Annotated in this window: 25 protein-coding genes; 16 read left to right on the top strand and 9 right to left on the bottom strand. The window is 38.1% G+C overall.

Annotated features, from left to right (window positions below; translation table 11 throughout):
• Nucleotides 1-22: 22 nt before the first annotated feature.
• The 4 genes from tgt (at nt 23) to psbM (ending at nt 2,562) form a co-directional block, all read left to right on the top strand.
• Nucleotides 23-1,126, top strand: coding sequence for a tRNA guanosine(34) transglycosylase Tgt (tgt, locus tag IQ247_RS00520; RefSeq protein WP_193915695.1), 1,104 nt, complete (start codon nt 23-25; stop codon nt 1,124-1,126).
• A 594-nt stretch (nt 1,127-1,720) separates the two neighbouring features.
• A complete protein-coding gene (locus IQ247_RS00515; protein WP_193915692.1) occupies nt 1,721-1,858 on the top strand; it encodes a photosystem II reaction center protein K in 138 nt (45 codons plus the stop codon).
• Between the two features lie 154 nt (nt 1,859-2,012).
• Nucleotides 2,013-2,309, top strand: coding sequence for a 2Fe-2S iron-sulfur cluster-binding protein (locus IQ247_RS00510; protein ID WP_193915689.1), 297 nt, complete (start codon nt 2,013-2,015; stop codon nt 2,307-2,309).
• Between the two features lie 133 nt (nt 2,310-2,442).
• Nucleotides 2,443-2,562: a photosystem II reaction center protein PsbM gene (psbM, locus tag IQ247_RS00505; protein WP_193915686.1), complete on the top strand. Its 120-nt coding sequence runs from the start codon at nt 2,443-2,445 to the stop codon at nt 2,560-2,562.
• Nucleotides 2,563-2,689: 127 nt separating this feature from the next.
• Here the strand turns inward: psbM and IQ247_RS00500 are convergent, their stop codons facing one another.
• On the bottom strand, nt 2,690-3,544 hold the full coding sequence (locus tag IQ247_RS00500; RefSeq protein ID WP_193915771.1) for a universal stress protein: 855 nt from the start codon (nt 3,542-3,544) through the stop codon (nt 2,690-2,692).
• Between the two features lie 982 nt (nt 3,545-4,526).
• Here IQ247_RS00500 and IQ247_RS00495 point away from each other — a divergent pair.
• The 5 genes from IQ247_RS00495 (at nt 4,527) to IQ247_RS00475 (ending at nt 8,774) form a co-directional block, all read left to right on the top strand.
• Complete coding sequence (locus tag IQ247_RS00495) at nt 4,527-5,786, top strand: NAD(P)/FAD-dependent oxidoreductase (protein WP_193915683.1); 1,260 nt, start codon at nt 4,527-4,529, stop codon at nt 5,784-5,786.
• A 77-nt stretch (nt 5,787-5,863) separates the two neighbouring features.
• Entirely contained in the window at nt 5,864-6,301 is a 438-nt protein-coding gene (locus IQ247_RS00490) for a DoxX family protein (protein WP_193915680.1), read from the top strand.
• Nucleotides 6,258-6,728, top strand: a complete 471-nt coding sequence (locus tag IQ247_RS00485; RefSeq protein WP_228059361.1) for a DoxX family protein — start codon at nt 6,258-6,260, stop codon at nt 6,726-6,728. Before IQ247_RS00490 ends, IQ247_RS00485 begins: the two co-directional genes overlap by 44 nt.
• A 114-nt stretch (nt 6,729-6,842) precedes the next feature.
• Nucleotides 6,843-7,250: a hypothetical protein gene (locus IQ247_RS00480; RefSeq protein WP_193915674.1), complete on the top strand. Its 408-nt coding sequence runs from the start codon at nt 6,843-6,845 to the stop codon at nt 7,248-7,250.
• 156 nt (nt 7,251-7,406) lie between these two features.
• Nucleotides 7,407-8,774 carry an alkaline phosphatase family protein gene (locus IQ247_RS00475; protein ID WP_228059360.1) on the top strand — a complete coding sequence of 456 codons (1,368 nt, stop codon included), beginning with the start codon at nt 7,407-7,409 and terminating at the stop codon, nt 8,772-8,774.
• 63 nt (nt 8,775-8,837) lie between these two features.
• On the opposite strand, the gene IQ247_RS00470 is transcribed toward IQ247_RS00475, so the two are convergent.
• The 7 genes from IQ247_RS00470 to IQ247_RS00440 form a co-directional block, all read right to left on the bottom strand.
• Nucleotides 8,838-9,353, bottom strand: coding sequence for a YceD family protein (locus tag IQ247_RS00470; RefSeq protein WP_193915672.1), 516 nt, complete (start codon nt 9,351-9,353; stop codon nt 8,838-8,840).
• Nucleotides 9,354-9,579: 226 nt separating this feature from the next.
• Nucleotides 9,580-10,098, bottom strand: coding sequence for a Jag family protein (locus IQ247_RS00465; protein WP_193915669.1), 519 nt, complete (start codon nt 10,096-10,098; stop codon nt 9,580-9,582).
• Entirely contained in the window at nt 10,098-11,249 is a 1,152-nt protein-coding gene (gene yidC, locus IQ247_RS00460; RefSeq protein ID WP_193915666.1) for a membrane protein insertase YidC, read from the bottom strand. The genes IQ247_RS00465 and yidC overlap by 1 nt, the downstream gene beginning before the upstream one ends.
• Before the next feature lie 247 nt (nt 11,250-11,496).
• Nucleotides 11,497-11,889 (bottom strand): PH domain-containing protein, encoded by a 393-nt coding sequence (locus IQ247_RS00455; RefSeq protein WP_193915662.1) that lies wholly within the window; start codon nt 11,887-11,889, stop codon nt 11,497-11,499.
• Nucleotides 11,876-12,298 (bottom strand): ribonuclease P protein component, encoded by a 423-nt coding sequence (gene rnpA, locus IQ247_RS00450; protein ID WP_193915658.1) that lies wholly within the window; start codon nt 12,296-12,298, stop codon nt 11,876-11,878. The genes IQ247_RS00455 and rnpA overlap by 14 nt, the downstream gene beginning before the upstream one ends.
• Nucleotides 12,299-12,330: 32 nt before the next feature.
• Entirely contained in the window at nt 12,331-12,465 is a 135-nt protein-coding gene (gene rpmH / locus IQ247_RS00445) for a 50S ribosomal protein L34 (protein ID WP_193915655.1), read from the bottom strand.
• A 365-nt stretch (nt 12,466-12,830) separates the two neighbouring features.
• Entirely contained in the window at nt 12,831-13,061 is a 231-nt protein-coding gene (locus IQ247_RS00440; protein ID WP_193915652.1) for a hypothetical protein, read from the bottom strand.
• A gap of 83 nt (nt 13,062-13,144) precedes the next feature.
• On the opposite strand from IQ247_RS00440, the gene IQ247_RS00435 reads away from it, so the two are divergent.
• From IQ247_RS00435 to IQ247_RS00420, 4 genes are all read left to right on the top strand, one after another.
• Nucleotides 13,145-13,366, top strand: a complete 222-nt coding sequence (locus IQ247_RS00435) for an AbrB/MazE/SpoVT family DNA-binding domain-containing protein (protein WP_193915648.1) — start codon at nt 13,145-13,147, stop codon at nt 13,364-13,366.
• The gene (locus IQ247_RS00430) at nt 13,348-13,788 is read left to right on the top strand and encodes a putative toxin-antitoxin system toxin component, PIN family (RefSeq protein ID WP_228059359.1); all 441 of its coding nucleotides are present in this window, start codon (nt 13,348-13,350) and stop codon (nt 13,786-13,788) included. The genes IQ247_RS00435 and IQ247_RS00430 overlap by 19 nt, the downstream gene beginning before the upstream one ends.
• A 279-nt stretch (nt 13,789-14,067) precedes the next feature.
• Nucleotides 14,068-14,304 carry a type II toxin-antitoxin system VapB15 family antitoxin gene (gene vap15, locus IQ247_RS00425; protein ID WP_193915646.1) on the top strand — a complete coding sequence of 79 codons (237 nt, stop codon included), beginning with the start codon at nt 14,068-14,070 and terminating at the stop codon, nt 14,302-14,304.
• Nucleotides 14,282-14,857: a putative toxin-antitoxin system toxin component, PIN family gene (locus IQ247_RS00420; protein ID WP_193915644.1), complete on the top strand. Its 576-nt coding sequence runs from the start codon at nt 14,282-14,284 to the stop codon at nt 14,855-14,857. Before vap15 ends, IQ247_RS00420 begins: the two co-directional genes overlap by 23 nt.
• A 406-nt stretch (nt 14,858-15,263) precedes the next feature.
• Here the strand turns inward: IQ247_RS00420 and IQ247_RS00415 are convergent, their stop codons facing one another.
• Entirely contained in the window at nt 15,264-15,791 is a 528-nt protein-coding gene (locus IQ247_RS00415; protein WP_193915642.1) for a DUF2808 domain-containing protein, read from the bottom strand.
• A gap of 887 nt (nt 15,792-16,678) precedes the next feature.
• Here IQ247_RS00415 and IQ247_RS00410 point away from each other — a divergent pair.
• The 3 genes from IQ247_RS00410 to IQ247_RS00400 all read left to right on the top strand — a co-directional run bounded on the left by IQ247_RS00410 (nt 16,679) and on the right by IQ247_RS00400 (nt 19,777).
• Nucleotides 16,679-17,839, top strand: a complete 1,161-nt coding sequence (locus IQ247_RS00410) for a Re/Si-specific NAD(P)(+) transhydrogenase subunit alpha (protein ID WP_193915639.1) — start codon at nt 16,679-16,681, stop codon at nt 17,837-17,839.
• A 130-nt stretch (nt 17,840-17,969) separates the two neighbouring features.
• Complete coding sequence (locus IQ247_RS00405) at nt 17,970-18,257, top strand: NAD(P) transhydrogenase subunit alpha part 2 (RefSeq protein WP_193915637.1); 288 nt, start codon at nt 17,970-17,972, stop codon at nt 18,255-18,257.
• A 116-nt stretch (nt 18,258-18,373) separates the two neighbouring features.
• Nucleotides 18,374-19,777 (top strand): NAD(P)(+) transhydrogenase (Re/Si-specific) subunit beta, encoded by a 1,404-nt coding sequence (locus IQ247_RS00400; protein ID WP_193915634.1) that lies wholly within the window; start codon nt 18,374-18,376, stop codon nt 19,775-19,777.
• Nucleotides 19,778-19,884: the final 107 nt, after the last annotated feature.

Here is a 19,884-nt window from a genome sequence, read left to right as displayed (position 1 = left end):
AACTGTCTCGGTTTCCTTAATTTTGGACGCAAATTTTTCATTTCACACTATTGCTAACTGTAGCAACACTTCAGCTCGTGCTGGGATATTTTCTACTCCTCATGGTGTAGTCGAAACTCCGCGTTTTATGCCGGTAGGAACCTTGGCAAACGTTAAAACCATGACTCCAGCCCAATTAAAGGACACTGGAGCGCAGATGGTATTATCAAATACTTATCATCTCCATCTACAACCGGGCGAGGCGATTGTAGCAGGCGGAGGTGGACTGCATAAGTTTATGGGTTGGGATAAACCGATGCTTACCGATTCCGGTGGGTTTCAGGTTTTTAGTTTGAGTGAGATGCGTAAAATTACGGAAGAAGGTGTAACTTTCCGCTCTCCTCGTGATGGAGAAATTATAAATTTAACACCAGAAAAATCAATAGAAATTCAGAATACTTTGGGTGCGGATGTGATCATGGCATTTGATGAATGTCCCCCAGCAACAGCCAACCACGAAGAAGTGAAAGCTGCAACGGAGCGTACTTACCGTTGGTTGTTAAGATGTATGGAAGCCCATCATTGCAGCGAACAAGCATTATTTGGGATTGTGCAAGGTGGTATTTACCCCGATTTGCGTTCTCAAGCTGCGAATGCTTTAACCAAGCTAGATTTACCTGGATATGCGATTGGTGGTGTCAGTGTCGGGGAAGAGCCAGAATTAATCCACAAAATTGTTCGACAAACTGCACCTTTATTACCTGCTCAAAAGCCGCGTTATTTGATGGGAGTGGGTACCCATCAAGAAATGGTAATCGCGATCGCATCTGGTGTGGATTTATTTGATTGCGTAATTCCTACTCGCTGGGCTAGGCATGGTACAGCAATGGTAAAAGGGGAAAGATGGAACATCAAAAATGCCAAGTTTCGTGAAGATTTTACTCCTCTTGATGAAACTTGTCCTTGTTACACCTGTCAAAACTTTACTCGTGCTTATTTATCTCATCTGATTCGTTCTCAAGAGATTTTAGCTTATACATTATTGAGTATTCACAACATTACCGAATTAATTAGATTTACTCAAAAAATTCGCGAGAGTATATTGAATGATACTTTTATCACGGATTTTGGTCATTGGTTGAATTGATATTAAGTAAGGTTAGTTCGATGAAGAATTCACGATTACTCAATCACAGACGAAAATAAGCTGTAAAACCTGAATTTTTTGTGGCGGTAAGAAGTCGATTTTTACGATTAATATCTGTAACACCACAAAATATTCATAAAAACCCGACTTCTGTGATAAGAGTCGAACTCACGTAAAATTAAGGTTAGTTAATGATGCTTACTTAAAGAGAATTTACGATATTATCACAAACTTCGGCTGGTGCGTGACGCTACAAATCTTGTTATTTCGTAAAATATAGCAAATTTCAGTTGAGTCCAATACACTAAAACCTCACCCCCTCCCCTCTCCGATGCCTTGGAGAGGGGTGCCCAAAGGGCGGGGTGAGGTAAAATTTGTATTGCACCCAAGTGAAAACCGCTATATTTATTCAAGCGTCACACACCCTACGACTATTAATATGCCTTTTCACTAAGTTCGATTAACTCATAACTCTTAACTCATAACTCATAACTCTTAATTCATAACTCCTAACAATTATTTATTGATTACCCAATCGTGTTAAGATACTTCTCAATTATGAAAGCTGTGTTGGATACTTGGATTTAAACAAAAATGGAAGTAGCACTATTATTAGCGAAACTGCCGGAAGCCTATCAAATTTTTGACCCCTTGGTAGATGTTCTCCCAATTATTCCCGTCTTCTTTTTGTTACTAGCTTTTGTTTGGCAAGCTGCTGTAGGTTTCAAGTAAGTTGACCTATAAATAATCTTTTAAAGACAGGCTCCCAAAGTCTGTCTTATTTTTTTTAACCAGAATCTCTTTGCTAAATTTGATATTTCTTAACTTTTTGTAATAAATTAAGAATGAGAAATACATACAAATAATATTTAAGGAGGTATTAGTTATGGGCAACATTAACTTTGTTAAAGAAAATAAACAAGTAATAGCAGCGGATGGTGCTAATTTACGATTGAAAGCCATGGAAAACGGCATTGATATCTATAAGGTATGGGGAAAAATGATGAACTGTGGAGGTGCGGGGCAGTGTGGAACCTGTATTGTAGAGATAACAGAAGGTATGGAAAATCTCTCACCTCTCACGGATGCAGAAAGCAAAATTTTGAAAAAAAAGCCGGATAATTATCGCCTTGCTTGTCAAACCTTGGTTAACGGTTCAGTGAGTGTAGTAACCAAGCCTTGATAATTATATCTTTTGAGATTGCAGTATTTTCTATTTACTCTACTTTGTCTCGTCTTGATATTAGTCAGCTAGGGCATCAGTAATGTTATCCTAAAAGTATTGGCTACAAATCAATCCTAGGGGCAATATAACTATGCAAACTAATGATTTGGGATTCATAGCGAGCATTTTGTTCGTACTAGTTCCCACGGTTTTTTTAATAGGACTTTACACCCTTACCGTTAGCCGCGAAGGTGGAAGAAAAGACACTTAGATATTCAATTAATTACCGAATTATTTGAAAGGAAAAACCCTTACACCGAAAGTGTAGGGGTTTTATCTATCAACCGCGATTTAGGAGAAACTTAAATGAGTTGAAATAACAGTGTATAATCTAAAATCTAAGCTGCCGCAGTCCGCGCTAATAAAACCGGACAGGTAGCATTAATTCTGACATAATCAGATAGAGAAGCACCTAAAAGTTTATCCAAATCAACAAAATTCTTAGCAATCGATGGGCGACGGTCTGGAGAACCGAGTAATAATAAGTCTACATTCATTTCTTGTGCCAAACTACAAATTTTTTCGCCCGGCTTCCCAATGCTGAGTATACTACGAGACTTAATACCTTGTTTTTGAGCTTCAGCAACTGCTGCGGCTAGAATCGGATGTTTTTCCGCATTAATTTGGGCAGTTTCCGCAGATGGACTCTTTAAGTCAGTCATGACATAAGTTACAATCAACTCGCCACCTGGAATATCCCGAAGTAGAAACAAAGCCAAGTCTAAACAGTATTTCGACGCATCTGATTTGTCAACTGCCACCATAACCCGGTTAATTCGTTTGACATAAATGTCATCTTTAACCAGCAACATTGGACGAGAAGACAATTGAAAAACATACTGACTCACCGAATTAGCCAAAATTGACTGCAAACGCTTGAGTCCTCTTGAACCCATAATAATCAAATCAGCGTCGATTTCATCAGCAACTTGACAAACTACATCTTTTGGTTCACCTTGACGCAGTACAGAATTTACTTGATTGGGATTTAGCTGCAATTTTTGAATCGCACTTGCTAAAATTCTGCCACCTTCTTCCCACTTCGCTGTCATTGTTTCAGCGGTAGTTTGTGGAGGAACAACGTGCAAAACGGTAACTTTTGCTCGTTGAATTGATGGTATTTCCTCCATCAGTTTGAGCATCTCTTCAGCGTGTCCCAATCCTGAGACAGCTAGCAAAATGTTTTGCATCATAGGGACATTTTTTGATTGCTTAGCTTGAGTTTTCACCGCCTTGCTCGATTTTACTCTGTTATTTGTCATCAAAATTTAGACAAATGACAAAGCATGGCTGTGTATATCTGAACCTGATTATTTGAAGTTATAATTTTGGTTCCATATTTAAGACTACTCTCCATTCTGCCCTATTTACTTAATAAATAATTATTCTATTTATTAGTTGTAATCTATGTTTAATAAAGTTAATTAAAACTAAGTAAAATCTTGTAAATAAAACAGATACAAAAATTAATTAATTAATTAAATATATAAGATATATAAAGTTTGGTAAAATTAAATAGTCAAAATTAGGATTTTATTGTAATTAGCCACTAGATTAATCAATATAAGAGAAAGTTCTGCGTCAGAGGATGTTTTAAAAGTATCCGGCGATTTAAACCGCTACTACACCTTCCAAAGTCCACCGCTACGGTAGACTAGTTAATTTAGAACCCGTGTAGACGTGTTTTAGTTATTTAAGCGACAAAAATGCCTTTTTGTTTGCCAGAATTTATTATGAAATCTCCTTGAGGAATGTCATCTAATAAAACATTAGTATTAGACTCTATGGATGTAGCATCTGTTCTCATCATCGTATTATTTGTACTTATTCCATCAGTAATTCTTAGACATAGCGTTACCTTATAATATTTTCCCTCTATATCAATCAAAAAATAGTCAGGATTACTACAGCTATTAAGTATTTATATAGAGAAAAACTTTCCAGGTTCAATTTTTTATATGTTTTATATTTTTGATATTTTGATATAAATAGCAATCAAAGAATTAAATCTAAAGAGCTAAGTCTAAAGACGTAAGTCTAAAGATAGATTTTTACCCTTGTCTTCAAATTTACTCAAAAAGGTAGTTAATATGTTCTTTAAAATAAATCAAGGTTAAAGGTTAAAGAAAAGTCCACTGTCAACTGTCCACTGATAGCGAAACCAATAAAAGAAAAATGACTCATCAACCAAGAGTCGTAATCATCGGTGCTGGTTTTGCGGGTATAGAAGCTGCGAAAAAGCTGGGTAAACATCGAGTCAATGTTTTATTGATTGACCGTCATAATTATCACACCTTTATTCCGATGCTCTATCAAGTAGCCACTGCTATACTTTATCCCCATCAAGTAGTTTATCCCTTGCGTCGGTTATTTCGAGGTTTTTCAACAGTAAATTTTTTGCAAGCACACGTCGAAAAAGTTGATTTTGACCAGCAAATTATTCAAGCCGAGAATACCACAATTGATTACAATTATTTAGTTATTGCTACGGGTAGCCAAACGCAGTATCTCGGAGTCACCGGAGCGATGGAAAATACTTTTCCTATGCGGACTTTGACAGACGCGATCGCAATTCGCAATCAAGTCCTCAGTCGTTTTGAACAGGCAGTAAAAGTTACCAATGAAGCAGAAAGAATACGGTTATTAACTTTCGTCATCGTCGGTGGTGGTGCAACTGGTGTAGAGTTAGCTGGTAGTTTAAGCGAATTGATTAATAGTGCTTTGGGGAAAGATTATCCCAGCTTAAATCGCGATCGATCGCAAGTCATACTTGTGCAATCAGGAGAAAGGTTATTTGCCAGCTATCCGGAAAAATTAGGAAAATATACCGAAAAATGGTTGCGTCGTCAGGGAATAAAAGTACATTTAAATTCTAAAGTTAGTAAAGTCACTTCTGAAGCTGTATATCTCGAAGATGACACGGCTATATTTACAGATACAGTAATTTGGACAGCGGGAGTATTAGCAGCGATACCACAAACCAAACAACCAGTAAAAACAGCCACAAAAGAGAAAATTCTAGTAGAACAAACTTTACAACTTTGTGGATATGAAAATGTATATGGTGTAGGAGACGTTTCCTACGTTGAGAGTGAAGAAGAATTTAACGGAGTAGCACAAGAAGCAATTCAACAAGGTAAAACCGCAGCAGACAACATTCGGCGACAAATAAGCGGTAAAATACCATTACCCTTTGATTATTTTAATAAAGGACGTTTAGCAATTGTTGGAAAACACGCAGGAGTCGGGAAAATTGGTAAATTTGCAATCAAAGGATTTATTGCTTGGTTTCTGTGGTTAGAAGTGCATCTAGTTTATCTCCCCGGAATTCGCAACCGTTTAGGAGTACTTTTCAACTGGCTGAAATATTATTTCTTCGGTGAAAGTGCATCGCGGATTATCATTTCTACAAATCGAGTAAGAAGTAACAAGTAATAAGTTAACTCAAAACTCAAAACTCAAAACTCCTAAAAACTAATCTAAAATCTAAAATCTAAAATCTAAAATCAATTATGGGCTTTCAAAAATATATTCCGTTAATAGGTAGAGCTTTTCTCTCAGCGATTTTTCTGAAAGCTGCGGTTTCTAATACTTTGGGTTTTCAAGGAATTGTAGAAATGATGACTCAAAGAGGTTTACCTGTACCGCAGTTATTACTTATTGGTAATATATTCTGTACTTTAGTCGGCGGAATTTCGATTTTATTAGGCTTTCAACCACGTTTGGGAGCAATTTTACTCATTATATTTTTAGTTCCGACAACATTCGTTTTTCATAATCCTTTTGCTGATCCCAATGAATGGAATAGTTTTCTGAAAAACTTCGGTTTAGTTGGTGCAATGTTGCTGATCTACTACTATGGTACTGGTCCTGTTAGCTTGAAATCACATTCAGCTAGCAACGAATATGATGATACCTACGTTTCTGATTCAGACAGAGCAAATGTATAATCCAAAAATTCAACTGCGTAATTCGGATATCGTTCTAGCTTACACGTTTTTACGGCTAGTTTTCGGAATTAATATGTTTGTACATGGTTTAGTTAGAATTGGCAATATACCAGGCTTTGTCGATTCTCAAGTAGGACTTTACAAAGATATTGCGATTCCTCCATTATTAATAGCAATACCCGCTTATCTAATTCCCATTGTTGAATTTGCTGTTGGTTTATTATTAATTTTAGGACTACAAACTCGTAAAGCTCTGATAGTTAATTTTTTGTTAATGATGACTTTAATGTTTGGAGTTTGTTTGTTACAAAAATGGGATATTGCAGGTTCGCAATTAATTTATAATATTGTTTTGTTTATCTTATTAGCTGGCTGTAATTTTAATTTAATTTCTGTTGATAATTGGTTGATTCGTAGAAAAAGATAGATATTTAAATATTTCAATATTTAAAACATATACTTTGTAGGATGTGTTCACCCAGCGTAATACAGCAATTTTCGGAATTTTGTACTTATACTATTTAAATAAACCTTAAATCTAATGTACAATAAAAGCAATCAAATACTACTCTTAATTCTGTTAATTATTAGTGTAGTAATTACAGCCTTTCACTACACAGATAATTTTATCAATTTTCCCAGTTATCCCGACCCCGAATGGATAACTCCTCAAAGTATTTATCAATCCTGGTTGATTTTAACAATCCTAGGAATAATAGGTTACGTTTTGTATCTAAATAATATATTATGGCTTGCTTGTGTATGCCTTTCGATTTATTCATTAACTGGAATATCAAGTCCAGGACATTACTTTTTTCAAACAACCGAAACGTTTTCCTTTAAAATGCATACCTTAATCTGGCTAGATTTTATCGCAGGTAGCTTAATACTTGGTTTTACAATTTGGTCGATTGGTATGAAGTATAAAGAAAACTATTCACAGAAGTGATTCGTAAATATGTTTTGGATAACTTGAGTGCTGTTTTTGCTCCTTGAATTCATACAGTGATTTTCTTGTCAATACGTAAGTCCGATTAACTATAAATAAAAATTAAATATTTTCAAATTTAGCTAGAATAATTGCGAAGTATCGCCAACTATAACAATGCTGGGAATATCAGCTATAGCTTTAGAGAAATTGCTTGCTCGTCAAAAGTTACCAGATTTTTTCGGTACAGAAGCGGTAAAACCCAGTTACGATGGACTTGGTTTAACTAATATTCCTTCCTTAGCAATTGACTGGTTATGTCCTGATGCTCCCACTTTGAGCGAAGAAGCTGCTGCACCCGCTTTCAATCCTGAGCTATTAGCAACATCTCAAATAACCGAAGCTTGGAAATCTTGGCAAAATCAAGCACCAATCAATCATGTGGTGTTGTTAATTCTCGATGGGTTTGGTTACGAACAATTGAAAACCCTCGCAGATTCCAAAGATATACCCGCGATCGCAACAGCTTGCGATAGTCAGCAGGCTTTTTTCATGCCCGCAACTTCAGTTTATCCTAGTACTACAGTCACAGCTTTAACTTCAGCCGCAACTGGTTACGCACCCGCACAGCACGGGATGATGGGAACCAATCTTTATATTCCCGAAATCGGTACGATTGTTAATTTTATCGGTTTTCGTCCTTATATTTCTACTAGTAGAGCATCTTTTTCCGACACAATATTTAATCCAGAAACTCTGATTCGGGTACCTAATTTGTATTTACGCATGGAGAAAGCGGGGATAGATGTAGAAATTATCAATTTTTATCAATTTAAACAAACAAGTATCAGTAGATTTACTAGTGCTGGTTCGCAAGCTGGGAATGATGGTTTTAAAGGTTATCTTACACCCGCAGATGCTTTTGCTCAATTACGGGAACGTTTGTTAACAAAAAGTACTCACCAAAAAAGTTTTACTTATATATATGTACCAACTATCGATGCAGTTTCTCACCGTTATGGCCCTCTGAGTTCTTCTTATAAAGCCGAAGTTGCTACATTAGACTTTGCTCTTAAAAGTCAACTGATCGAACCTTTCGCAGGTCGTAATGATACAGTTTTATTAGTGACAGCCGACCACGGTCAAAGATATAATCCTTTAGAAAATACCCTTTGGTTAGAAGAACATCCCCATCTCACCCAAAATTTATTTGCTCCCATCACAGGTGAATCACGGATTCGTTATTTACATATTAAACATGATAAACAAGCTGCTGTTTTAGATTATATTAAGCAGAATTTTCACGAAAACTTTTTTGCTATTACTCCTTCTGTTGCGATGGAATTAGGCTTATTTGGAATTCCCGGTAAACCTTTGGGTATAGAAGCTCAAGACAGAATTGGTGATTTACTACTTCTTTCCCATAAAGACTGGATATGTCGTCAGCATATAACCAATGAAGAACGCTTTAAAGGAAATCTAGGTATACATGGTGGTTTAAGTAGGGCTGAAATGTTGATTCCGTTTCTTGCTTATCGGTTTTAGGGAGGGGATGGGAGATGGAAGGTAATTGGTAATGGGTAATTGTTGACTGTTTCCGAGCCAACTTTATTTATTTAGCTGTTTTTTCAAAGATTGCAAAGAAGCCCAACGACTATCAATAGATTTATCTTCTATTTTACCATCTTGTTGAATTTGCTCAATTATTCCCGGACATTTTTCTTCGCATAGCTGACGCTGAGGAATTTCCAAACACATTTGTTCGTACAGCCAAACGCTGGGGTGAAAATATCCATATGGGGATAAAGTTTCTACCAACTCATCTAAAGCAACTTCTCTTTCTGCAAGAAATTCGTCTTCAATATTAGCTTCTTCCTCTAACCAAATAATTTCTGAAGTGTTAATTAGAACACGATGGTTGTATTGCTGCAAACAACGATTGCAGGTCAACGTCATGATTGTTTCAGCCTTTGCCGCTACTTGTAAGTAATTACCGCAGTGTTGTACGCGAATATTGCCGCGAACTGGCGTTAAGGTATCTAAATCGGGTAGAAATTCTTTAACTTCTATATCTTCTACTGGTTTTGACGCTTGAGCAAGCTGGGGGATATAAATTGCGTCCATATCATTTACCGTTAATTTCTTCTTAATAATGTATTTAACAGTTATCAGTCACGTTTATACAAGCGGGTTTAAGAGTTATCAGTCAGAAAGCGCCGATCTTGCCTTGTCTAACTTTCTCGCAGTAGTTAATTATCCATTGATAACTGTTAACTGTTAACTGTTCACTGATTTAATAAGGAGGGGATGGGAAAGAAGTTTTTATTTCTTCCCGAACCCTGTTTCCTAATTACCATGCTGCTGCTGGACGTACAACCAAATGGCGATGTGGTTCTTTACCTTGGCTGAAGCTTTCTAAATCTTCAAATTCCTTCAATAAAGTATGGACTTGACGACGTTCGGCTGAACTAAGGGATTTTACTTCCACTTCTCGTCCAGTGTTGCGGACTTGATCGATGACTTGTTCTATCATGGCGCGAATTTCGGCTAGCCTTTGAACGCGGTAGCCGTTTAATTCTATTGTATAGGATGCTTGGTCGTCCGATTCTTGGTTCAAGTTAAGAATAGAATTTGCTAGATACTGTATAGCATCTAGCACTTTACCATCGCGTCCAATTAAGGTCTGAATTTGATTTTCGGTTAAATTGGATTCTTCAATGGTCAACCAATAGCTGTTAAGAGAAAGTGGGTCTTTTTCTCCCAAAGTGCTTTCCTCTTTATCGCTTTTAATCTCCACAGAGAACCCAGTTAATTGCAGCAATTCATTTAACCACTGCTCGCTGCGTTGCATCCGAGTATCGCTCATCATCAACTTGTTGCTTTCTTTTTATTACTTTTTGGCTCAAACGCGATATTTTTGTCTTCTTCTTTTTTCGCCTCTTTTGCTTGTTCGTCCAAAATCTTTTGTGCTTTTTCCGACAACGGTTCGCGGGAAAGAATGTATGTTTGTGCGGTTTGGAATATATTACCAATTACCATATACATCAATACTCCAGCAGGTAAAGGGAAGAATAAAAACATCCCGGAAAATAGAACTGGAGTAATTTTATTTACAGTATCCTGCTGTGGATTGGCACTTGTATTATTTTGTCCGGAAATCAACTGACTGACGTAAAGCGAAACGCCGAACAATCCAATCATCGAGACGATATCCCAACGAATCGCGCCATCATCATCAAATGCGCCGACTTGTCCCAAAGCTTCGATAAACAAAAATCCCGTGTCTGCTGCTAATCCGGGAATACTCCCTTGGATAGTTACATCTCCGGGCTGTAAGGCTTCTACATTACCTTCAGCATCAATGCTGATTCGTTCTTCTCCCTTAGTTACTTTCCACTGAGGAATGATTTTTTTCTCAGTTTCGGGGTGCTGTGCTAAAACATCCTCAAACGGCTTACCATCAACCGTCTGATATTGAATCTTGGTGTGTTCTCCTACAGCTAACTTATTTCCTGCGGGAAGAATCGCCGCTACTTTGATGCGATCGCCTTCATCAACGTAAATACTTTGCGGCTTGGTAGCAAATGCGGCTGGTTGAATCCGTTCAATTTGTTCGCTAGGCAAAATCTGGAGATTTACGTTGTAGTTTGCAGTAGCAAAAGGCGAACCCCGCAAAGTCGCAAACAGTGCGAGCAATACCGGCATTTGTAAAAGCAAGGGAGCGCAACCAGCCAGGGGATTACCGAATTCTTTTTGAGCATTCATCATCTCCTCTTGCTGCTTTTGCGGATCGTCTTTATATTTTTCTTTGACTTCTGCCATCCGCTTCTGCATTACTGGCTGTACAATCTTCATCTCACGCATATTGCGTATCGATCCGGCACTCAGAGGATAGAGTGAGAAGCGGATGATTAATGTTAAAGCAATAATCGCCAATCCATAACTCGGCACAATGCTATAGAACAAGTCTATGATTGGCAACATTACATTGTTCGAGAGGAACCCAATACCAAAATCCATTATTTTGAATTCAACCTGAGCGACTGCAATTTAACTGAATCTAATTTATCTAAATATCTATGAAAAATGCGACTAGCTACCCTACGGATAGCCGCACATTTTTCAATGTACCGATAGCGCGATCGGCTTTGTAAATAAAGATATTACCAATTCAAAACAATTCAAAACAATTTTTAAAATTTGTATTTTGTATTTTGAATTGATTCACCTTTATAATCCACGAAAACGCATCTCGCTGTTCGAGAACTTACTTTTTCGGTGCGTTGGCAAACTTGGGATTTCTAGTAGCTACCTGTTGCGAAATATAACTTTCAAGTTCCCGGAATTTAGGAAGCGCTCTTAATTCCAAGCGACTACCGTCTCTGAGGGTTAGCACCATATCGCCCCATAAGCCAACACCACGGGGAACCGACGCTATTTTGACAACTTCCGAGTAAATTATGTCCGTGCGATCGCGACCCATCCAACCACCAGTGACAGATATACGACGGTCGCTAATTCGGTAGCGTAGCCATAAAGCTCTCACAATCGCACCAACAGCTAAAGGTAAACCTACGATAGTTAGACCAATCAGTATACCTATAATTAAATCCCCAATATGAGGACCACCTTCATAATAAACTTCTTCACGAATGCCCATTAATCACCTCGGCTTTTACCAACAACTGCTTTAATTCTTGCAGAAATTGTTGGCTTCCGCACTCTTGTTGTGCAGCTGTTGGTTTTACTACTACCACTAATCGCCATTCGGGAGCTAATAAAGGCAATAATTCATATAAAACACTGGCGATTTGCCGTTTCAACCGATTCCGAACTACGGCTTTTTTACTCACTTTGGTACTAATCGATATCCCGATTCGTGGTGGAGTAACAGTTTGCAGTGTTTGTTCTTGTTCATTTGTATAGGAAGTATCCGAAGAAGGCGATTTTTGATTACATGGTCGTAATGCTCTTAAAGTCATGTACATCCCATGAAAGCGAACTCCTTCCCGGAAAACTGCCCTAAAATCGTGTCGTGACCTTAATCGATTTGCTTTAGGCAAAGCCACAGCTAAATATCCATCCTACACAAGCCTGATGCTCACACGCTCAAGCGATGACGACCCTTGCTTCTTCTAGCTCGGATCACGTTTCTACCATCCGGAGTCCGCATTCTCGCACGAAATCCAGATGTTCTCTTTCTCTTACGGCAAGTGCCGCCTAATGTTCTTTTCATAAATTTTCCTTCCCGGCGACTTAATAAAAAATTACAATCTGTAATTTTACCATCAAATATATCAAAGTTAAATAGAGTTTGCGGAAAAAACAGGTAATTTTTTTAGTTTGGCAATCCCTTACGTACTGTAATTTCAAAATCATCACACAATTTATTGACCAAATCTGTTGTTTATTTGAAGAAATAATCTCCGACTTGCTGCTGATTTAAAACTTTATATTTACGATAGATTTTGGCAAAGTCATCATAAATTTCGTTTTCGGAAATATTTGATTTAATTTTAACTATCAACCGTTTACCCTCGTCACAATTTCGTACATATTTGTATTAATAAACAACGCCATGTTGCGGCTGCTGGCGATGCGTCATTGGATTAATTCGATTAGTTCAGCTAACAGTTTTCGGGTGTTGTTGTGATATTTTTTGAGGAGAATTTCGTAGGATTTTTGATTGAGTTCAGTAGTAGAAATAAAAGTTTGTAAATCTTCTTCGATGAGCAGCGAACTGGTGATGGTATTAGCTTTTACTTCTTGGTAGTCCAATTCTTGGCGAAAAAATGGCATTAGGAACTTATCTTGTAAGTGCAGTTCGCTCATATCTGATTACTATTTGTAAGGGAATACGTATACAATAAAGTAAGGAATCCTTACATTATCTGGTAAAGGCTAGGAGGCTTGTCATGCTCGCCAAGTTAACTTCTAAGAATCAACTAACGTTGCCTAAAAGTATTACCCGTGAAATCGGGGAGGCTGAGTATTTTGAGGTAAAGGTAGAAAATGGGCAAATTATTCTGACTCCTGTAAAAATTCAGCGAGCGGATGCGGTGCGGGCGAAGCTGGCAGATTTGGGGCTGAGTGAGCAGGATGTGGCTGATGCAGTGGCTTGGGCGCGTCAGTCATGACGGTTGATTTACGGGTTGTAATTGATACAAACATCATAGTCTCTGCGCTGATTTTTGGGGGCAGAATATCCAGGATTCGTTTGGCATGGCAGGATGATCGCTTCACTCCCCTGGTTTCTAAAGCGACAACAACTGAGTTAATCCGAGTGCTGGCTTATCCAAAGTTTCAACTCACGCCAATTGAGCAAGAAGATTTATTATCGGATTACATACTTTTTTGTGAGGCTGTGGCGATACCTGATGTGTTGCCTATAATTCCTGAATGTCGCGATCCATTTGATGTGCCTTTTTTACTTCTGGCTGTGGTTGGGAAGGCGGATTATCTGGTGACAGGCGATCGCGATTTACTCAACTTGAAGGATAATTTTTCTTGCCCGATGATCACTGCTGAAGATTTTTTAAATGTTATTGATGCTCAGTAATCCTAATTTTTCCGGTGATGACATCATTAATTAGGGTTTTGCGGCGCTAATACGTTCATGTAAATAGTTAGGCAAACAGCAAAGCCGAACCTTTCTATCAGTTATCATTTAATGTACTTATAGAAATGAGGATAATTTCAAAATGACCCTCAACAATTAATCCGTGAAATTGAGACAGTTCGCTTATCGCGTTAGCTAACCGTAGGTTTATCGTTTGGGTGCGGAAGGCATCACTGCAAAAGAAAACTAGTACTAGAAAAATCAAGAATAATAAATTCTATGACTCCTAAAACTTACCAACTGTCCTTAAACTTTGAGCAAATTCTAACACTTGTTAAACAATTACCTGATACGGAAAAGTTGAGGCTGAGTCAGGAACTTGAAAAAGATATTCGAGAACACACTATCACTGAACTACTCGAAAGTTTTCAAACTGACGAAATTTCCTTAGAGACTATTAGTCAGGAGGTTGAGACTGTAAGGGCTGAACTCTATGCCAGACAACAAGCCGATTAAGGCTATCATCGATACTAATCTCTGGATTAGCTTCTTGATTGGTAAACAGCTTGCTAGTTTGAAATCACTTTTAGTTGAAGGGACGATTCAACCTGTATTCTCACAACAGCTTCTTGATGAAATTACTATTGTTACTCAAAAACCAAAACTGCAAAAGTATTTTTCACCGGAAAAAGTCATAGATTTAATTATCTTCTTAGAGTCAATTGGGTTAGTTGTAGAGATTAAATCAAGCGTGTTACTTTGTCGTGATGTCAAAGATAATTATCTTTTAGCATTAGCTAAGGATAGTCAAGCAGATTATTTGATTACAGGTGATGAAGATTTATTGATTTTAGATAGTTTTGAAGGCACCGTAATTCTGAATTATCAAAGTTTTCTAGCAATGATTAGTCAATTTGGGTGGTTTTGGTGTCTAGGTAGTTGGCGATCGCCCCTAATGCTGCTTCGCCAATCTCCATCTTTAATTCATCAAACATCCTTACCAAGCGGCTTTCAATCATCACCAACGCAAAAAACGGCATCATATAGGAGGGCCATTCCGACTCCTTGATGCCGCTTCCCCTGAGCAAATCGGCAGTTGCCCAGATATTTGATTCGTATTGGAGAATATTGTTGACACTCATGCAGCAGTTTTTAGCTCAAGGGTAAAAAATCAGTAATACCCATTTTGGCTTCAGAGTGTGATACTTTACAAGTAATTTTTGATCGCCATTGATTAGATTTGAGGGCGATCGCATCTCAATACGCTCGATTAAAGATAATTAATTTTAGTTTGGGTAGAACGGTTTTCGCAGCGTCTTCGTTAGGACATAATGTTCACCGTAGGTGTGCCGGAGGCACAACCCAACAAAGCCTGAAAAAGGAGATAGAGAAACGGCAAGACAATTTAACTCAAAACTCCTAACTCAAAACTCCTAACTCAAAACTCAAAACTCAAAACTCAAAACTCCTAACTCCTAATTAATACCGATAATCCAAGTTCCTACATAGCGAGTTAACGCTGTTTTATCACCAGGAGATTGAACTAATAAGTTGAAGTAAAAGGTTCCGGGAAAGTCTGGGTTTTCGACGTTTGATAAAATCAACTCGACGCTTTTTCCTGCCGGAATGGGTTCTTTAGGATAAATTTCAATTACTTTACCTGCTTTATCCCATTTGACTTCGGAAACTGCAACTGTTTTTCCTTTCTTTCCTCCGACTTGGATTTCTATTTTTTTGGTATCAAATTCTCCAGTGTAGTAATCTGGATAAGCAATGACAAACTTTTCAACCGCCATATTTAATTTTTTGCCGGGAACTCTTAAACGGTATCTATCCCAGTCGTTTCTTTGCCCGCCAAAGTCTAATCGGTATGATAACTGATTTTCGCTCTTGACACCGCTAAACAAAGTTAATCCTGGTAAACCTTGGGCGTAGGTGATGGCTGCTGGCATTCCTGCAAGCAAAAAGCCAGTTACGGCTACAGCAGAAAGTAAACGTCGCATAATAATCACTCCTCTGGCAGAAATTGGTGTATGAAGACAATACGAATTTAACGCTCGTAACTAAAACTTTACTACTGAATCCTAAATCTTGGACGTAAGTTACTTACAAAAAGTGTCTTTATACGTATAAATATGTAAATTTTCCCTGGATTAATGTTTATTTTGAGGTACTAAATAATTATTCTTATTAATGAGGCTGACACAGTGTTCAGATCCCCGACTTCTTGAAGAAGTCAGGGATCTAAATTCTCATATATGATTTGGGATTGCTATATACCTAAATAAGTCCTAAATAAGTATTTAGACCCTTTTACCAAATGCATAATTTTTCATGCCAGGAAATTAATTAAAGCTTTCGATTCATGGAATGTAATCAAAATTTGATAGTGTTTACAAATGTATAGAACTGTTTCAATAATGAAGTATTTTGTTAAAAAACTTGAAATATTAAATCGGACAATCATCAACTAAATTACGCTATCTTCAAAAGGATAAGTTTTATTTAATGGAATTAATTTGCTGCTTATTTGCTTGTTATTACCCTCAAAGTTATAGGCACCTAAAAGTGAAATTCAATGATGATTGAATTATGAAAATTTGACGAATTTATAGATATTAATATGAGGAACGACAATTTAATTATGTAAGCAAGTAAAATTGGTTTCGAGTCATGCTCAATCCCGAAAAAAAGTGAAAAATCGGGTCGAAAAGTTGGGAAATCGACTTAGGATGAACCATAATTTAGTTTTGTTAGCAGTCTTCTAGGGTCGAAAATTTTAACTAAGCGGCTTTACAGATCAAAGCCTACTGTTAATATTAGCTATGCCTTACTCAAAGATATTTTCACTTGTTCTAAAAAAATAACTAACGATTAATTAGGAGAATTCATGAGAATCGCAGTTGCGAAGGAAATAGAAGCTAGCGAGCGTCGTGTAGCATTAATTCCAGATGTTGTTTCAAAGTTGGTTAAACAAGGTTTCGAGGTATGGATAGAAGCGGGTGCTGGTGAAAAAGCATTATTTAACGATTCTGATTACGAAACAGCTGGAGCAACAATTATTTCTGATACTGTTTCTTTGTGGGGTGAAGCAGATATCCTACTCAAAGTAAGTCCTCCGCAACAACGAGAAGATGGCAGTTCCGAAGTTGATTTATTGAAGGAAGGAAGCGTATTAATGGGGTTTCTCAATCCTTTAGCAAATCCATCCCTGATTGAGCAACTAGCACAGCGTAAAGTAACTGCTTTGAGCGTAGAAATGATTCCCCGCAGCACCAGAGCGCAAAGTATGGATGCTTTATCTTCCCAAGCTTCCATTGCGGGTTATAAAGCGGTATTAATCGCTGCGGAAGCGTTACCAAAATATTTCCCGATGTTGACAACAGCAGCCGGTACCATTGCTCCTGCGAAAGTGTTCGTCATGGGCGCGGGTGTCGCTGGTTTACAGGCGATCGCAACTGCAAGACGTTTGGGAGCGGTGGTAGAAGCTTTTGATATTCGTCCCGCTGTGAAAGAAGAAGTGCAAAGTTTGGGAGCAAAATTTGTCGAAGTTAAGTTAGATGAAGAAACAGCCACCGCAGGGGGTTACGCTAAAGAAATTTCTGAAGAAAGCAAAAAGCGTACTCAAGAAGCCGTTACCGAGCGAGTAAAAAATGCTGATGTAGTAATTACAACTGCTCAAGTACCGGGTAGAAAAGCACCTCGATTAGTAACAGAAGAAATGATTGCCCAAATGAAACCCGGTGCAGTAATTGTCGATTTAGCAGCAAATCAAGGTGGAAATGCAGCTTATACCGAACCTGGTGGTAATGTAGTGAAAAACGGTGTGACAATTATTGGTCCGATTAACTTACCTTCATCAGTACCAGTTCACGCTAGTCAATTGTATTCAAAAAATTTAGTTTCACTGATGAATTTACTAGTGAAAGATAAAGCTTTGCATCTTGATTTTACCGACGATATTGTAGACGCTGCTTGCGTTACCCATAACGGTGAAATTCGCAATCAAAGAGTAAAAGATGCTTTACAAGCTTTAACAGTTAATAGTTAACAATGAGCAATTGCAATAATTGATGCAGTTCAGTCTCCAAACCTTAGTTCCCACGCTCAGCCTAAGAACTAGTAATACTGATAACTGTTTACTGATAACTGTTCACTGATTTTATGGGAGTTTTTTTGAAATGACAGAAGCATTAATTGCGGCTTTATTTGTATTTGTTTTGGCTTCTTTTATTGGATTTGAAGTCATTAATAAAGTACCGCCAACTTTACACACACCTTTGATGTCTGGTTCCAATGCAATTTCTGGTATTGCAGTACTGGGGGCAATTGTAGCTGCTGGTGCAAAGGAATCCAATATCTCAGTAATTCTTGGTTTGACTGCGGTGATACTCGCAACGATTAACGTTGTTGGTGGTTTTCTCGTCACCGATAGAATGTTGGAAATGTTTAAGAAGAAAGCCAGTTAAGAGTTAGGAGTTAAGAGTTAGGAGTTAAGAGTTAAGAGTTAGGAGTTAAGAATTAGTTGTAATGAACTCTGAACTGTCCACTGTCAACCATCAACTATCAACTATCAAACAAAATTATGAGCGATTTTCTGCCAACTGGAATTCAGTTAACTTATTTAGTTGCTGCATCTTTGTTTATTCTGGGTTTAAAAAAGTTAGGTTCACCTGCTACGGCACGAAACGGTAATGTGATTGCGGCTGTAGGGATGTTGTTGGCGATCGCCGCGACTCTCCTAAATCAGCAGGTGTTGAATTATCAAATGATTCTGTTGGGTTTAGCAATTGGTTCCGCTATCGGGGCTGTTGCTGCTTATACGGTACAGATGACTCAAATGCCCCAAATGGTAGGTTTACTCAATGGTTTGGGGGGTTCTGCTTCTGCTTTGGTAGCGGTTGCAGAATTTTGGCGGCTATTGGAAACTTCTCAACCGATTGGTTTGGATGTAAATATTTCCATGCTGCTGGATGTATTTATCGGTGGTATCACCTTTACGGGCAGTACGGTAGCCTTTGCTAAACTGCAAGGTATTCTCAAAGGTACGCCGATTACTTATCCTTTACAGCAGCCTTTTAATATTTTGCTGTTGGTTGCCTATATTGTCGGTAGTGGATTTTTAATTGTAGATCCTTATAATTTACCCGTATTTTTAGGGGTAGTAGGAGTTTCATTACTGCTAGGTGTATTGTTCGTTATCCCTATCGGTGGTGGGGATATGCCGGTAGTAATTTCGCTGTTGAACTCACTTTCTGGTTTGGCTGCGGCTGCTGCTGGTTTTGTGGTGATGAACAATATGTTAATTATCGCCGGCGCTTTGGTAGGAGCGAGCGGTTTAATCCTCACGCAAATTATGTGTAAGGCTATGAACCGTTCTTTGTTCAGTGTATTATTTAGTGCCTTTGGTACAGATGGTGGTGGCGGTGCTGGTGCTACTGGTGGTGCAACCGATCAAGTTGTTCGCAGCATTGATCCCGAAGAAGGTGCGATGATGCTCGGTTATGCTCGTTCTGTAGTCATCGTTCCCGGTTACGGAATGGCTGTTGCTCAAGCACAGCACGGTGTTCGCGAATTGGCTGATCAATTGGAGCGGATGGGTGTAGATGTTAAGTATGCCATTCATCCGGTAGCTGGAAGAATGCCCGGACATATGAATGTGTTGCTTGCTGAAGCAAATGTTCCCTACGAACAACTTTATGATATGGAAGATGTCAATCCCCAATTTGAACAAACTGATGTTGCTTTAATTATTGGGGCAAATGATGTAGTCAATCCAGCCGCCAGAAGCGATAAAAATAGTCCGATTTATGGTATGCCTATTTTAGAAGTCGATCGCGCTAAACAAACGATTGTAATTAAACGCGGTATGAGTAAAGGTTTTGCAGGTGTTGATAATAGCCTGTTCTATAAAGATAAAACCTCGATGCTTTTTGGTAGCGCTAAAGATATGGTAGGTAAGTTAGTTTCTGAAGTAAAACAGTTGTAGAACTGTAAAATCGTGACGGGGAAATAGATTTTTAATAGAAGTCGGGTTTTTAGCACAAGTATCTGTAACACGGTTACAAATTGCGAGCAAAACCCGACTTCTGATTT

Source organism: Plectonema cf. radiosum LEGE 06105, assembly GCF_015207665.1.
Taxonomy (GTDB): Bacteria; Cyanobacteriota; Cyanobacteriia; order Cyanobacteriales; family Nostocaceae; genus Rivularia; species Rivularia radiosa_A.
Note: the sequence above shows the minus strand (reverse complement) of the source record. Positions and strands in the feature narration are given on the sequence as shown.

Coding starts and splice junctions, on each gene's coding strand:
- rpmH (WP_193915655.1), bottom strand. CDS start 12,465: ATGAAAAGAACATTAGGCGGCACTTGCCGTAAGAGAAAGAGAACATCT.
- IQ247_RS00495 (WP_193915683.1), top strand. CDS start 4,527: ATGACTCATCAACCAAGAGTCGTAATCATCGGTGCTGGTTTTGCGGGT.
- IQ247_RS00480 (WP_193915674.1), top strand. CDS start 6,843: ATGTACAATAAAAGCAATCAAATACTACTCTTAATTCTGTTAATTATT.
- IQ247_RS00515 (WP_193915692.1), top strand. CDS start 1,721: ATGGAAGTAGCACTATTATTAGCGAAACTGCCGGAAGCCTATCAAATT.
- IQ247_RS00400 (WP_193915634.1), top strand. CDS start 18,374: ATGAGCGATTTTCTGCCAACTGGAATTCAGTTAACTTATTTAGTTGCT.
- IQ247_RS00405 (WP_193915637.1), top strand. CDS start 17,970: ATGACAGAAGCATTAATTGCGGCTTTATTTGTATTTGTTTTGGCTTCT.
- vap15 (WP_193915646.1), top strand. CDS start 14,068: ATGACTCCTAAAACTTACCAACTGTCCTTAAACTTTGAGCAAATTCTA.
- IQ247_RS00490 (WP_193915680.1), top strand. CDS start 5,864: ATGGGCTTTCAAAAATATATTCCGTTAATAGGTAGAGCTTTTCTCTCA.
- psbM (WP_193915686.1), top strand. CDS start 2,443: ATGCAAACTAATGATTTGGGATTCATAGCGAGCATTTTGTTCGTACTA.
- IQ247_RS00415 (WP_193915642.1), bottom strand. CDS start 15,791: ATGCGACGTTTACTTTCTGCTGTAGCCGTAACTGGCTTTTTGCTTGCA.
- IQ247_RS00435 (WP_193915648.1), top strand. CDS start 13,145: ATGCTCGCCAAGTTAACTTCTAAGAATCAACTAACGTTGCCTAAAAGT.
- IQ247_RS00485 (WP_228059361.1), top strand. CDS start 6,258: ATGATGATACCTACGTTTCTGATTCAGACAGAGCAAATGTATAATCCA.
- IQ247_RS00410 (WP_193915639.1), top strand. CDS start 16,679: ATGAGAATCGCAGTTGCGAAGGAAATAGAAGCTAGCGAGCGTCGTGTA.
- IQ247_RS00470 (WP_193915672.1), bottom strand. CDS start 9,353: ATGGACGCAATTTATATCCCCCAGCTTGCTCAAGCGTCAAAACCAGTA.
- IQ247_RS00420 (WP_193915644.1), top strand. CDS start 14,282: ATGCCAGACAACAAGCCGATTAAGGCTATCATCGATACTAATCTCTGG.
- yidC (WP_193915666.1), bottom strand. CDS start 11,249: ATGGATTTTGGTATTGGGTTCCTCTCGAACAATGTAATGTTGCCAATC.
- IQ247_RS00510 (WP_193915689.1), top strand. CDS start 2,013: ATGGGCAACATTAACTTTGTTAAAGAAAATAAACAAGTAATAGCAGCG.
- IQ247_RS00440 (WP_193915652.1), bottom strand. CDS start 13,061: ATGAGCGAACTGCACTTACAAGATAAGTTCCTAATGCCATTTTTTCGC.
- IQ247_RS00465 (WP_193915669.1), bottom strand. CDS start 10,098: ATGATGAGCGATACTCGGATGCAACGCAGCGAGCAGTGGTTAAATGAA.
- IQ247_RS00475 (WP_228059360.1), top strand. CDS start 7,407: ATGCTGGGAATATCAGCTATAGCTTTAGAGAAATTGCTTGCTCGTCAA.
- IQ247_RS00455 (WP_193915662.1), bottom strand. CDS start 11,889: ATGGGCATTCGTGAAGAAGTTTATTATGAAGGTGGTCCTCATATTGGG.
- IQ247_RS00500 (WP_193915771.1), bottom strand. CDS start 3,544: ATGATGCAAAACATTTTGCTAGCTGTCTCAGGATTGGGACACGCTGAA.